Origin of the sequence: Streptomyces chryseus, assembly GCF_014650755.1 — a bacterium.
GTDB classification, from domain to species: Bacteria; Actinomycetota; Actinomycetes; order Streptomycetales; family Streptomycetaceae; genus Streptomyces; species Streptomyces chryseus.
Genome location: NZ_BMVO01000039.1, coordinates 15,937 through 29,109 on the forward strand (window position 1 = coordinate 15,937; position 13,173 = coordinate 29,109).

14 protein-coding genes are annotated in these 13,173 nt (G+C 70.6%); 4 read left to right on the forward strand and 10 right to left on the reverse strand.

What is annotated here, in order from left to right; all coding sequences use genetic code 11:
- Window positions 1-163 precede the first annotated feature (163 nt).
- The 4 genes from IE185_RS31200 (at window position 164) to IE185_RS31215 (ending at window position 2,833) form a co-directional block, all read left to right on the forward strand.
- Window positions 164-943, forward strand: a complete 780-nt coding sequence (locus tag IE185_RS31200; RefSeq protein ID WP_138896641.1) for a hypothetical protein — start codon at window positions 164-166, stop codon at window positions 941-943.
- A gap of 38 nt (window positions 944-981) precedes the next feature.
- Window positions 982-1,878, forward strand: a complete 897-nt coding sequence (locus tag IE185_RS31205; RefSeq protein ID WP_138896640.1) for a hypothetical protein — start codon at window positions 982-984, stop codon at window positions 1,876-1,878.
- Window positions 1,875-2,063 carry a hypothetical protein gene (locus tag IE185_RS31210; RefSeq protein WP_189716445.1) on the forward strand — a complete coding sequence of 63 codons (189 nt, stop codon included), beginning with the start codon at window positions 1,875-1,877 and terminating at the stop codon, window positions 2,061-2,063. Before IE185_RS31205 ends, IE185_RS31210 begins: the two co-directional genes overlap by 4 nt.
- A gap of 308 nt (window positions 2,064-2,371) precedes the next feature.
- Window positions 2,372-2,833, forward strand: a complete 462-nt coding sequence (locus IE185_RS31215) for a Pycsar system effector family protein (protein WP_138896639.1) — start codon at window positions 2,372-2,374, stop codon at window positions 2,831-2,833.
- Between the two features lie 59 nt (window positions 2,834-2,892).
- Here the strand turns inward: IE185_RS31215 and IE185_RS31220 are convergent, their stop codons facing one another.
- From IE185_RS31220 to IE185_RS31265, 10 genes are all read right to left on the reverse strand, one after another.
- Complete coding sequence (locus IE185_RS31220) at window positions 2,893-4,005, reverse strand: ABC transporter permease (RefSeq protein WP_138896638.1); 1,113 nt, start codon at window positions 4,003-4,005, stop codon at window positions 2,893-2,895.
- A 58-nt stretch (window positions 4,006-4,063) separates the two neighbouring features.
- Window positions 4,064-4,339: a hypothetical protein gene (locus tag IE185_RS31225; RefSeq protein ID WP_138896637.1), complete on the reverse strand. Its 276-nt coding sequence runs from the start codon at window positions 4,337-4,339 to the stop codon at window positions 4,064-4,066.
- Between the two features lie 193 nt (window positions 4,340-4,532).
- Complete coding sequence (locus IE185_RS31230; RefSeq protein ID WP_189716448.1) at window positions 4,533-6,641, reverse strand: hypothetical protein; 2,109 nt, start codon at window positions 6,639-6,641, stop codon at window positions 4,533-4,535.
- Window positions 6,642-6,660: 19 nt separating this feature from the next.
- Window positions 6,661-7,170 (reverse strand): hypothetical protein, encoded by a 510-nt coding sequence (locus IE185_RS31235; RefSeq protein WP_138899453.1) that lies wholly within the window; start codon window positions 7,168-7,170, stop codon window positions 6,661-6,663.
- On the reverse strand, window positions 7,167-7,859 hold the full coding sequence (locus IE185_RS31240; RefSeq protein WP_189716450.1) for a hypothetical protein: 693 nt from the start codon (window positions 7,857-7,859) through the stop codon (window positions 7,167-7,169). Before IE185_RS31240 ends, IE185_RS31235 begins: the two co-directional genes overlap by 4 nt.
- Window positions 7,860-8,014: 155 nt before the next feature.
- Window positions 8,015-10,111 carry an ATP-binding protein gene (locus IE185_RS31245; RefSeq protein WP_138898437.1) on the reverse strand — a complete coding sequence of 699 codons (2,097 nt, stop codon included), beginning with the start codon at window positions 10,109-10,111 and terminating at the stop codon, window positions 8,015-8,017.
- Between the two features lie 434 nt (window positions 10,112-10,545).
- On the reverse strand, window positions 10,546-11,580 hold the full coding sequence (locus tag IE185_RS31250) for a hypothetical protein (RefSeq protein ID WP_138898436.1): 1,035 nt from the start codon (window positions 11,578-11,580) through the stop codon (window positions 10,546-10,548).
- Window positions 11,577-12,215: a plasmid partition protein gene (locus tag IE185_RS31255; RefSeq protein ID WP_138898435.1), complete on the reverse strand. Its 639-nt coding sequence runs from the start codon at window positions 12,213-12,215 to the stop codon at window positions 11,577-11,579. The genes IE185_RS31250 and IE185_RS31255 overlap by 4 nt, the downstream gene beginning before the upstream one ends.
- A 314-nt stretch (window positions 12,216-12,529) precedes the next feature.
- Window positions 12,530-12,751: a DUF397 domain-containing protein gene (locus tag IE185_RS31260; protein WP_138894539.1), complete on the reverse strand. Its 222-nt coding sequence runs from the start codon at window positions 12,749-12,751 to the stop codon at window positions 12,530-12,532.
- The coding region (locus tag IE185_RS31265; protein ID WP_229843800.1) for a DUF5753 domain-containing protein at window positions 12,748-13,173 on the reverse strand (426 nt) is incomplete at its 5' end. The genes IE185_RS31265 and IE185_RS31260, both read right to left, overlap by 4 nt.

A 13,173-nucleotide genomic window follows, 5' to 3' on the forward strand; every position in this document is an offset into this window, starting at 1 on the left:
AGGTCGAGTTGGCGCACGCGGGAGCTTCACCGATGCCCGGTGTCCCCACCGGCGAGGTTTCGGCCGCCCGAGGACCCGATCCAGCCGGATACTGTCAACTGGCTTGCCATGTAAAACCATTTAACGCGATGGTGTTGGGGTGAGCACGAGACGAGAAGTTGCGATGACCCAGCTGCGTGACTGGTCCACCCCCGGACGACGAGCCGACCTGGTCGCCGCGGCCTGGCAGGCGGGCGAGACCACCGTCTCCGCTCTCGCCGAGGCCGCGCGGACCAGCCGCCCGACCGTCTACGCCGATCTGCGCTCCCGGGGCATCGACCCCGACCATCGACCGAAGGGCACCAGCGTGATTACCAACCTCTCCCCCCTCGACATCGAGGGCTACACCGGCGTCGGTGAGCAGCTCGAGGCCCAGCTCGACGCCGCGCTGCTGCGCTGGCGGGCCGAGCACCCCGACGCCGGCCTCGAGGAGGCGAAGACCGAGGGCATGCGCCTGGTGAGCCTGATGGACACGACCTACCGCTACGCCGAAGTCCGCCACCTGCTGGCGCACGAGCAGGTCGCCCGCGCCGAACGGGACCGCCTGCTGCACCAGGTGGAACTGCGCTGGGAGGCGCTGAGCACGGCCGCCGCGTGGCTGGCCGCCCACCACGCCTACGTCCTCGCAGTCGACGAGGCCCGCATCGGCATCGACATGTGGCGCGAGCGTGCCGAAGCGGCCTTGAAGCGGCCGTTCTTCTGCTCCTCCCCCCGGGACGAGGCCGCCTACCGGCAGATCCAGGAGGCCGGGCACCCCGCCCTGGAGGACGCGATGGCCGGCCTCGACCAGGAGCCGGGAGTGACCACCTACGCGCTGCGCTCCAACCTCGACCAGGCACACGAGCGCCGCATGGGACTGGCCGCCGAAACCCTCCGCTTTGCCCAGCTCGCCAGCCAGCAGTGACCACACCCACCGACCAGCAACGAACGAAGGAGCCCAACATGTCACCGACCGCCCAGAAGCAGCAGACCGCCCGCGCCCGCTTACTCGCTGAGATGGAGCGCCTGTTCGCCGACGACGCCGGTCTCGGAGTCCTGGTGACCTACAACGGCCGCCCGGACCTCACCGAGGAGACCAAGGAGGTGCAGATGGCTTGGGCCCGCGCCCTGATCGCCGTGCACGGCTACGACCGGGCCGCCTCCGTCTACAGCGAGTACGCCAGCCGCCGCCAGAACACCATCACCGCGACCGTCGGGTCCTGGGGCAACCTGGTCCTGGCGTGCAGCCCGATCCCCCGCTGGGACCGGGACATCCACGGGTTCATGTGCTTCTCCTGCATCGACACCTTCGCCACCGTCGTCACGGGCGACGACGAGCAGCTGTGCAACCGCTGCGCCCGCGAGCACAGCGCAGTCGAGACCACCCGCCCGCAGTGGCACGCCTACAGCCACAGCCGGTTCCAGTTCCCCGGCCTGATGGGCGAGGAGCGCAAGACCGGCGAGAGCAAGCTGCTCATCCGCTACCAGGACGACGAGGAACGCGCCTACCTCACCGGCGAGGCCGGACTGCTCACCGAGGGGATCAGCCCCCTGCCCGGCTTCACCGCCGTCTCCGCACAGACCCACGGCGACAACCGCGACACCATCAACCTCACCGTCGAGGCCCGCGTCGAACACGTCCGCCGCAGCGCCGAGATCCTCGCCACCTTCTCCTACGACCCCGAGCCCGAGCAGTGGGAGGGCCACGCCTACGGCTTCCGCTTCACCTCCGCCCGGCTCACCACCCGGTCCCGGAAGCTGGGCCACCTCGACATCGCGGACCCGGCCATCACCGAGCACACCGACCTCTACCAGCTGCTCGACGGCCTGATCACCCACCTGCACGGGAGCCAGAAGTGACCCAGCCCCAGAACAACATGACGTACGACGTCGGACCCCACGATGCAGAGGGGTGGACGGTCCACGACGACGGCACCCGCGTCCACCGCTACCGCTGCACGATCCACGACGGTCAGGGCTGTGACGGACACTGCGGCCCGGTGGCCGCGGACCCGATCGACAAGACGGTCCCCGCCGGCCGCTGACCATTTCAGGCACAGCAAAGGGCGCCCGCAGCCATTGGAGCTGGCTGCGGGCGCGCTTTCTCGACTCTAACCCGGCCGCTGGCATCCGTCGTGCCTCGGCCCCTGCCGCGCAGGGGTCTCCGTTCAGCAGCACCCGAAGGTCACGAACCTCGCCCGTACGGCTTCCGCCTCACCCACGCCACCGTGACCTCCGTTGGCGGGGAGCCCGCCGAGCACAGCGATGTGTACGAGCGCCTCGACCCACTCATCACCGGCCTGTACGAACAGCCCTCCTCCGGAAGGGGGAGCAGACAGAGAAGGAATGGACTGTGGAGTCCTCCAGCCAGACCACGACCAGCCAGCGTCTCCTCCAGGCCCGTACGGACGTGATCGCTGAGATGGGCCGCACTGATGCCAAGGCGAGCGCGCTCCTGACCGTCCTGGGCATCCCCCTCGCGGTCCTCATCGCCGCCGTCCCCGGCCGTAACCTCCCGGCCGCCGCCGTCGGTTTCGTCGGCATCGGCGCCACCGGCCTTGCCGCTGCGCTGCTCTTGGTCCTCGCGATCGTCCTGCCCCGCCTCGGCGGCGACACCCGCGGCTCCTACCTCTACTGGGCCACCTGCACGCCCGAGGAGGTGACCGCCGACCTCGCCGTCGACCGCAGCGCCGAGCGACTCGTGACCCTCTCCAAGATCGCCCTCAAGAAGATGCTGGCCCTGCGGGTCGCCATCTTCATTACCGCGGGCGCCCTTGCCGCCCTTGCCCTGGCCCTTGCCATCACCCTCCTCTGACACCGTCGTGTGCACCGGCCCACAGCACACCCGGCAGCGCCAAGGCTCTATCAAGGCGTCTATTTGTCCTTCGGCTTGCGCTGGGAGTGGGCGGCGATGCCTCCGGCGACGTTGTTCGGCGCCTTCTGGGTGCCGATGCTGCTGGACCCGCCGCCCCTTGAGTTCCCGCGGTCGCCGTGGGCGCTGATCCCGCGCATCACGCCGCTGGCTGCGGACGCGGTACCGGTCACCGCGCGGGCGGCCCCGCCGGTGGCCTTGGCGGCGGTCCGGGCGACCTTCACCGCGTCGCCGAGCGCCGGCACCTTCACCACCAGGTAGACGGCGACGCCGAGCGCGACGAGGGTGATGGCCAGGCCCGTGACGACCTTGTTCGTGTCCGGGCTGGTCTGAAGTGCGGCGGCGAGACCGATCACGATCACGATGACCGGCTCAACGGCGATGAGAGCGAACATGAACCCGGCCCACCGGCGGCTGTGGCCCCACCAGTCCCGGTCGACCAGGCCCGCGTAGACGACGACGGAGAACAGCGCGCCGACGTACAGGGCCAGCGCCCGGATGACCAGGAGCAGCCACAGCGCCCCGCACAGGGCGATGGTGGCCAGGGAGACGATGAACAGGATCAGCGGTCCGCCGCCGATCTTCCCGGCCTCGAGGTCGGCGCCGAGACTGTCGAACAGTCCGTTCGGGTTGCTGCCGAGCGCGCTCACAAGCACATCGGTCACGGCCGAGGCCGCGCCGATCACGACGTAGAGGATCAACGGCGTGAACGCGGAGGCGGCCACCGCGATCCACAGCAAGCCGACCGCCTCGGACAGCGCGGTCGTCATCGGCACGCCCCGGATCGCGCGCTTGGCGACAGCCAGGAGCCAGAGCACCAGGACGAGGATCGTAGAGGCCGCGAACACGATGGCGTACTGCTTGAGGAAGCCGGCGTTCGTCAGATCGACGGCCTCGCGGTTGCCGACGAGCTGGCCGAGCTGCTGGGAGGTCCAGTGCGCGGCTTTCGCGGTCGACTTGGCCAGGGCGGTCAGCGGGTCGAGCTCGGCGATCGGGTCGGTGGGGGTGACCACCCCGCCGGGGAGTGTCCCTCCCGTGCTGCCGCTGGGCTGACATACGTCCTTGACCGGTCCCGTGATGTTGTCGCACGGGTTGTTGGGCTCGTCGTACAGCATCAGGCCCCCGCAGCGGTGGTGATGGTGGACATCAGGGTCCCCCCTTGGATGGTGACGGTCAGTGAAGGGTGCGGCGGGCGTTGCGGAGCTGGACGGCGGCGGTGACCGCGGCCTGGCCGGCCAGGTGGAGAGCGCCCGCGCTCTGCCGGGTGGCCGGGGCGGCCGGGTCAAGGGCGGCGGCCATCTGCTGGAGCGTGGTGGCCATCGCGTCGGCCAGGCGCAACAGGTCCTCGGTGGCCTGGCGGACGGTGTGAGGGTGGCCCCACTCGGCACGGCCGACTCGGACGTCGCGCACGAGCCGGTCGAGGGTGTCGGCCGCCGACCGGGTGTGCACTGCTGGATTTTGCGGGGTCACAGGGCCTCCACCCGGGGGGTCGGAATCGGCTTACTTGGCTTGTCATCGCAGGTCAGAACTTGTTTTTCTGGCTTACTGCGGTTAGTAGGCCGTAGGCCGCTGCAACAACGATTCTGGTCGTCAGTAGGCCGGCTAGTAGGCCATACCCAGACTTTGGCAGGTCGTTGGTAGGTCACGACAGGGCGTCTTGGATGTCCGCCAAGAGGTAACCGCTTGGTTGTCCGGGCACCCCCTTCAGACGACCGGACGGGATGGTCAGCCCTACCGCCTTCAGGTCGGCCTTGATCTTGCGGCCCACCATGGCGAGATGATCACGGTTCGTCTGCCCACTTTTCCGCCCCCACGCCTGCGGGTCGGCGGCCTCCAAGTGCGCCGCGATCTGCGCGACGCTCAACGACTCGGGATTACTGTGCGTGGCGAACGCGGCGAGGAGCTGCTGCACGATCGGGGCGAGGGGCGCCGAGGGCTGCGGCTGCGCAGCCGGCGCGGGGACGGGTGCGGGGTCCAGGGTCGGGAGGCCGGCGGCGATCCGTTCCTGGGTGAGGCGGGCGGCCTCGGTCGGGAGGAGGGGGGTGACGTAGCGCAGGACCGGATCGCGGTGCAGGGGGGTGACGGCGTAGAAGCGACCGGCATCGGCCGGGTCGCCCTGTACCGGTGAGGGCACCAACATGTGCGGGAGCCAGCCCTGGGAGACGGCGTCGGGGCGACCGACCACCAGGGGTACGTCCTCCATCCGGCAGGACATCAGGATCCGTACGCCGGGCACACCGGCGATCGCCGCGCCGAGGACCTCCTTGGTCGCGTCCTGCGTGATGATCAGCTCCGTGATCATCGCCTCCCGGCCGATGCGCAGCAGCGCGACCATCAGGGCCCGGCCACGATCGCTCAGCTGCGGGACCTCCTCCACGGCCACCAGAACCGCCGGTTCCTCGGGGGTGGGGATCCACATGTCCTGGGTGGGTGGCATCGAGGCGATGCGGCGCCTGGCCCGCTCCAGCAGCGACTCCAGGACCTTCTCCGATTCCTCGGGGGTTCGGGCCGTCATCGCGGCCAGGGGAGCCAGAGCTTTGAGTCCACGCTTGGCCGGGTCGACGTCCACGATGACGGCGTCCCGGCAGGCGGTGACGTACTCGGCGATCGCCTGGACCATGCTGGTCTTGCCCGCCCCGGTGTTGGCCACGAGCATGATGTGCTGTCCGGCCAGGACCACCGGGGTCTCCTCGCCCTCCAGGGACAGGCCGAGGCTGACGGGGTTGAGGATGGAGCACGAGAGCGGCGGCCGGTACGGATACGGCGCGGCGTTGGTGAACGGATCGCTCGTGAGGATCCGCAGGGTGATCAGGGCGGCGTCCTCGGGATCGGCGGACTGCGCCAAAACGCGGGACTGCCCCACGCGTAGCGTGGTGGCGACCCTCCGCAGGACACCGACGAGCTGGTCGGCGGTGGCGCTCGCATCGAGGACCAGCGGGACCTTCCAGCCGTAGGCGGTCTGTTCCGGTACGAGTACCTCCGCGATGGCGACCTTCTCCCGCTTGAGCGCGAGGCGGACCGCCTCCCGCGCTGCTCGCGGGTCCTGCCCGGCCTCCCGGATTGCGAACGGCTTCTCCTCGGCCTCGGGTTCGGCGAGCTGGGTGTGCGCGGGAGCGGTGGGCGGGACGAACAGCAGCTTCGGTACGGGCGGGCGGCGGGGCTTGAGGCTGCGGCCCGCCGAAGCGGCGGCGATGGCGAACGCGGTGACGGCGAGGAGCGTGACGACCAGGGCGGCGGTCACAGAGGCCCACCACAGGCCGGCCCAGACCGCGCCGAGCGCGAGGAACCATGCTGCGGCGGCCCAGTGGCGGCGGGATCGGACCTGCCCGCGGCCGATCTGCAGCATGGAGGGAGTGATCTCCTGGTGGCGGAACTCCTGCTGGCCCATGCGCATCTGGAGACTGGCCCACTGCATCATCCGGTACGAGATCACCGGCGAGGCGCCCATACCGCCGCCGTACCCGCCACCCCCGTACCGGCCTTGCCGGTGGCGCTGGCGCTGCATGTTCATCTGCATCATCTGCGACTGCCGCGCGAACTTCTGCTGCTCCTTCAGCAGGCCGATGCTCTGCTGCACCTCGGCCTTGTTGCGCTGCTGGAACCTCATCCACGTCCGGTACTGATCGTTGAGGATGTAGTGCGCGACATGGACGTCACTCCAGTCCTCGGTACGCCACCAGCGGCCCCACTCCGCCCGCAGATGTGCCGCTCCCGCGCCCAGGCCCCCACCGGTGCCGCCTGCTCTCGCCACTGCTCTCAGTCCCCCGTGCTCAGATCGTGTTGACCAGGATGTCGCCGACCGTGTTGCCGCTGGTGCGGATCAGGCCCATGGCCATGCCGATCAGGCCCGCCGAAGCACCCAGCCACACACCGACCAGCGCACCGCGTACCAGGGGTTCCCTGAGGTCGTAGCGGCCGGACTTGATCAGCCCCAGGTACAGGGCGAGGAGGCACAGGCCCGAGATGGCGCCGCCGACGCCGACCTTCTCACCGCCGGTCATGGGCGGGTGGGATGCCGCATTGGCCACCGCTCCCGTAGCGCCTTCCAGCGCGTACCTCCCGACGCCGTCTCCGAGCGCGGCTGCGGCCCCGCCCATTACGCCCAGGACGCCGCCGCCCAGGAGCAGCAGGGCGGCGATCGCGACCCCGGCGAAGAAATGGACCTTGGGGGTGGGGTCGCCGCCCTTCCACCGGCCCACTTGATAGAAGAGGCAGACCAGGCCGAGTGCGACCGCGCCGATTCCGCCGGCTGCGGCGCCCGTGGTGTTCATCGTGCTCACGCTCCAGTCATCCAGTGGATCGCCGCGCGTCCGCCGACGCGGACCACGGCGATAACGAAACTCCAGGCCGCGACCGCGACCAGCAGGCGCAGCAGGTAACCGATGTAGGGGGCCTGCCAGGCCCGCACGATCAGGTTGGTCAGGCCCCGGAAGATCGAGGCGACCAGGTTCGCGAAGACCTGCCCGATCGGCAGGACCATCACGGCCAGGCCGACGAGGAAGACCAGCAGCAGCCAACCCAGCGGGGCGAAGATCCCGTCCTCGGTGACCGACCGGGTCATCGCGTCGACGCCGCTCTGCCCGCGCCAGGTCACCAGCAGAGCGAGCAGCGCCCCCGGGATGTTGTACTTCAGGCCCATCCATCGGAGGTCGAGACCGCGCCACCCCTGTTCGGCCGGGGTCGGGGGCGGTCCCGCCGGGGCGGGCAGGTGGGCAGCGACGGCTTCGCCGATCTGCGCCCCGATCTCCCAGGCCGCTTCCCGTGCTTCCTGGGCCTCGTTCGCCCAGGCGTCCTGCCATTCCTGGCGGACGTCCGGGTAGCGCCACCAGTCGTTGGCTGCCGGATCGTCCGCGGCATCGGTCGGCTCAGGTGAGGGCGGGTTGGCGGGGCGCGGTGGCGGGACCTTCGGTGCGGGCGCGTACGGCGCGGATCCGTCCGCCGGGTCCCAGGCTCCCTGGCCGTTTGTCATCCGTCCCCCTGACCTCGATCACCTGCCGAATCTACGTCTCCTCCGCCGACCCGACACCGCACTTGTGCAGGTCAACTGGCCTTCACCGGCCACTGATTTGCCAGCAGACCGGGAGGAACCTGGCCGGATCGGGCGGGTAGATCGGCCGGATGACGTCAGGTCGTGAGGTTGACCAGCAGGGGAGCCGCGCGCTCGCCGCGGACCGAGGCCAGCGACAGCACCGCATGCCCGGCCGGTACCGCGTGGGCGAGGTCGGAGGCCGACCACCGCTCGCGCTCCACCTGCCGCACCGTCACCGCATCCGTGGTCACCGCCTTGCCGGTCACCAGCTTGCGGAAAGAGTGGATCGCGCGGGTCAGCGGCTGGTCCGCGAACACTGTCCGGTGCGTGACATCGCGGGTCTCCACCCACTCGGTGCCCCACGCCTCGGCGAACCGCTTCCCGTCCCAGGTCGTCACCCCGGCAAACGCCACCCGGCAGCCGACCGCCCCCAGCAGCGGGGTCCGCAGCTCCTCCGGTACCTCGTCCAGACTGCGCAGCGCCAGGAGCACGCCGGCGTTCGCCGAACGCAGCCGCTGGACCCCGCGCAGTGTCCCGGCCGTGAGCGTGTGCGCCGCGTCGTCAACGGCGAGGAACGCGAACAGCGAACGGTCCGCCCGGGCTGCGGCGGAGGCATTGAACTGGGCGAGCAGGAGCCGGGCCAGCATCCGGGACGCGTCCGCGTGCCCACGCTCGGGCAGGTCGATTCGCACCCGCAGCGGATGCTCCAGGGCGCCCATCGAGAACGGCCGACCCTGCCCGCTGGTGCCGAAGAAGTTGGCGAACGCCGGCCGGTCCAGCAGCGCCACCCGGTCGGCGAGGACGTGCCCGGGGTCGGCGGGGCCGCCGTGCTGGCGCACCCGCGCGTCCAGCTCGCGCAGCATGGTCTGCTGCCCGGCGTCCTCCAACGTCTGCCGGAGCGCGTCGAGCGGGGCCTGTCGCTGGTCAAGGAGCTCCCGCAGTTCGGGCACGGAAGGGAAACGACCGTACGCGGTGTGGAACGGCCCGAGCAGCTGGCCCAGCGCGGTCGCCGCCCGGCGCACGTCCATGCCGGGGATGTCGCCGACGAACGCCTCCGCGAGCAGGACGGCGGCCTCGTCCGCGTCCGTGGCCCCGCCGTACAGGTCGAGGTCGTAGACGGAAGCCGGATCGCCGATCCGCACGACCACGTCGAACGCGGAATCCGGCCCGAGCTGGACCCCGGCCGCGGCCACCGCGATCACCGCGGCCTGCCCCGCCAGAGACTGCAGAGCCAGCGACTCCACCACCGGCCGCACCAGCCGGCCGGTCTTCCCCGTCCCCGACGGGCCGACCGCGAGCAGCGAGGTCCCGAGCACTGCGGGGTCGAGGGCGAACCCCGTACCGCGACGGGCATACGGGGTGCGCGCACCGGGGTCGACGGTACCCAGGAGCACCTGCCGCACCAGCAGGTCGTGCCGGGCCGCCCGCACCGGCAGGTCCCGCGCCCCGGACGGGTGCAGGCAGGCTCCGGCACCCTTGTCCCGCACGGACGCCTCGAAGGGCCGCAGCCGCGCCGCGTCGGCGCGCACGCTCTCCCAGGCACGGCGAATGCGGACGTAGTCCACATCGCTCATCCGCCCGGCCTCGGCCTCGCGCACCAGGTGCTCGGCCGCCTCGCCGAGTCCTGCGGCCCGCAACTGCGGCCAGCCCGCCAGGTCCTCGCCTTCCCCGGCCGCAGCGGGGACCACCACCGCCGCTCCGGAAGCCGGGCGACGCACGATCCGGCGCAGCAGCTCGGGCCACCGCCCGAGCCGGCCGAACCCCACGATCAGCGTTCCGGCGACGATGGCGTACCAGACCCACCCGGCCACCACGAACGACGTTGTGCCGCGCCACGAGTCGGGCGTGAACATCAGCAGCGGCCAGATCCAGAACGACCCCAAGTAACCGTTCCACAGCAGGGACCACAGCATCAGACCGGCCAGCAACGAGAGCGACGCACCGCTGACCAGCTGGCGGGTGGGAGTCACCTCCGGCTCCTCGGCCGCGCGCGGCACGTGCCCATACAGCCACACCCCCAGCTCGGCGGCAGGCCGGGACACCCCCAGCCACTCGGCCACCGTGGGCCCCGAGCTCGGGGCACGGGACGGCGGTGGGATGAACGCCGCCCCGGGCGGTGAACCCGGCCTCGGCGGCGGGCCCGCCGGACGCGGGACCTGATGCGAAGTGTCGTGAATACCGTCGGCGTCCATAGCCCCCCCTGCCAGTTGCTGTGCAGTCGCTCAATGTAGTGGCCCGCCTCGCGGTGCCCTGCCCGCGAGCGGACGCTGGGTCAGCTTCCGGGGGAGGAAGAGCCCGGGCCGAGGGGCCGTCGGCCCTCGCCGGTACTCCGCCCGCCCGCCGGTTCTTCGGCCGGCAGGGCGGTGGAGGGTCCCTCGGCGGCAAGGCGGCCCCGGCGCGAGGCCGTCGGATGCGCCGGGGGAGAAGGGGGACGGGGGCCGGTGCCCAGCGGGCGACGCTCGATCATTCGCCCAGTCTCCCGCCCTCTTGGCGCTTCCAGGTGCTCGCCGAGTACAAGAGGCCGTCCTAGCGCGGCGGGCAGCACGTCTGCGGGGGAGTCCGAGAACGACGACGGGAGTCACCCAAATTTGGGTGACTCCCGTCGTCGTTCTCGGGACCGCTACGGCTACCGCTCTCTGAGGATCTCGGCGGCGGCGTCGGCCAGGCCGCGGGCAGTTCTCTCGATCGCTGTGAGTGTTGCCGTGCTCGCGCCGCGCAGGACCCCGGCGTCGGTCAGGTCTGCGGCCAGAACTTCCAGGGCGGTCCAGGCCCGGATGCCGCGATCCTCGGTGTCTTCGTCCCCGCCGGTAGCGGAAGGCACAGCCACAGCTTCATCGTTCAATGTTGAATCACCCAAATTTGGGTGATTCAACATTGAAGCATTCTCTTGGGGTCCGCTCCCGGCATGCTCCGCAGCCACCTTGCGCGGCTCGGGCAGCTGCTTGCGGACGACGGCCCGTACGGGCTGGCGCTCCCGGTCCTCGCGCACCTGGGCCAGGGTCTGCCCGGTCAGCGCCGGCGGTGCGGTCTTCTCCTTCACTGCGGACCGCGCCTTCTTTACCCACCCGGCGAGGTCGGCCGCAGTGACCCGCGTCCCGTTCTGCGCGGCCCAGCCGCGCAGTTCTACGTACCCGCGTGCGAGCTGCTCCTCCCCATACGCCTTGACGGCCGGGAGCAGGGCCTGGATGTGGGATGCGGGCGTCGGCCGGGTCCAGAGCTGAAAGATCGCGCGGGCCAGCTGCCACTGCTGGATCCTCCGGTTGACCTCGGACTCAGACTCGCCGAGGATCTCCTCGCAGTACTCCGGCCACAGCCGGCCGCCGCTCCGGTACAGCCGCCGCGACCTGACCGCGTGCGCGGCCTTGCCCCGCATCCACTCGGCCTGGTCGGCGTAGGCGAACGCCTTCTCGCAGTTCGCGAGGTCGCCGGTCTCCTCCGGAGTCAGCTCCCCCTCGGCCTCGATCTCCTTCGGTTCGGGGATCAGGTCAGGGGTGAAGGGCTGCGGCCGGTAGGCCGGCGGCTCCGCCATCGCGGCGGGCCGAGCGGGGTTCACCTCTGCGCTGGGGCCGGGTACGGCCGGAGCCACAGTCTCGGCGGCAAGCTTCTCTGCGGCGCGCTCCTCCGCGGCCTGCTTCTCCATGAGTTTGAGGTACTGGCTCACGGCAGCAGCCCCCGCTTCTCCATCTCGGTCACCAGGGCGCCGAAGGCGCTCTTTTTGGCTCCGATGACCGGGAAGTTCATCGACAGAGCGAACGTTTCCGAGCGTGGGATCGTCGTGGTGAACACGTTCCACCCCTTGCCTTCCAGCTGTCCGCGGTAGTGGCCCGTTGACGAGGCGTTGGCGACGGTCCGGTTCAGCAGGACCCATGTCTCCGGCGCCCTGCCGTCGGCACGGAACAGGCCGGACCTGCGGATGATGTCCTTGAACGGGGTTGCCTCTGGCGGTTTGCTCACGCGGAGCCAGTCCGCCTGGGTGGGGGACATGTGCAGGATCACCAGGTCCGCGACGCGTAGAACGCTGTCGGTGATGTGGGGGTGGTTCTCGGCGTGGCCGCAGTCAACGAGGCTGAGCCGGCCCGGGGTCGGGGCGACTTCCTCGTGGAACTGCGCGGTCGCCTTCTTGTGGACTTTGAAGGTGAATGGAGCCTGCACGGACCAGTCCCAGAACTGCATGGAGTGGTCGGCGTCGTACCCCTCGATCTCGTACGCGGCTTCGGATTCCATCAGGGCATGGCTCAGCCACGCCGTGTTGGTTGTCTTGGCCATCGTCCTGGGGGACACGTTCGCGATGAGCATGCACCCGAGCCTATGGCCATTGCTGAGATCAACACATCAACCGCCCCGGACCTCCGTGTGGCCTTCCCCATCTGGCGGCGCAGATGCCGACTACTACGCAAGGTTCTCCAGCCCGGCTCAGCCAGTGCGCCCGGGCTGGGCGGTGAGGGGGGCACGGGGTGGGCCCCGGGAGCCCACGCTAGTCCCGGGGCCGAGGGTCTGCGCCGCGTCGGGCGGGGTGCAGCACGACGAAGGCCCGCGTTCCTCCCGCCGAGATCGGGGGGAAGCGCGGGCCCTGGGCATGCGCGTTCACGACGGTGAATGGCAGGCACGGCTCAGACGGTCTGCCTCCGGGTGTACGAGACGAAGGCGGCGAACGCGCCCAGACCGATTTGAACGATCGGGCCGTCGGGCCTCTTCGAGTCCCGGACGGCGATGCCTTCGTGACCGACGGCCGCGAGGGGAGCGACCTCCACGCACTGGCTCTCGTTCGCCCCAGAGAAGCTCGACTTCCGCCAAGGCAGCGCGGCCCGGGCGGCCGGGTTGAGCGTCGTCATGCGTTCAGCCTTTCGATGTGGTGCTTCAACAGGTCCCGCGACTGTTCCGCGGGGAGTGCAGCCTCGGCGGTCTCTTCGAACGCCGCCCGCAGAAACGTGACCTCACCGGGGTCCTCGCTGTGGCTGCCGCCGGTGGGTGTGTCGACGGAGTAGACCGGCAGCCATGGGTGCCCGAAGTCCAGGACCGTGTACGCGCCGTTGGCCGCGAGTGCCGGGTGGGCCGACAAGGGGAGCACCTGCACCACGACGTTCTTCCGTTCGGACAACTCCAGAAGATGCCGGACCTGGTCCCGCATTACCAGCGGCCCATCCCCGACCTCCGCGTGGAGCGCGGACTCGGGCACCAGGGCGTGCAGGGTGGCCGGCGGCGCGGACCGCGTCAGCACCTGCTGACGTCCCATCCGCAGCGCCACCAGGAGCTC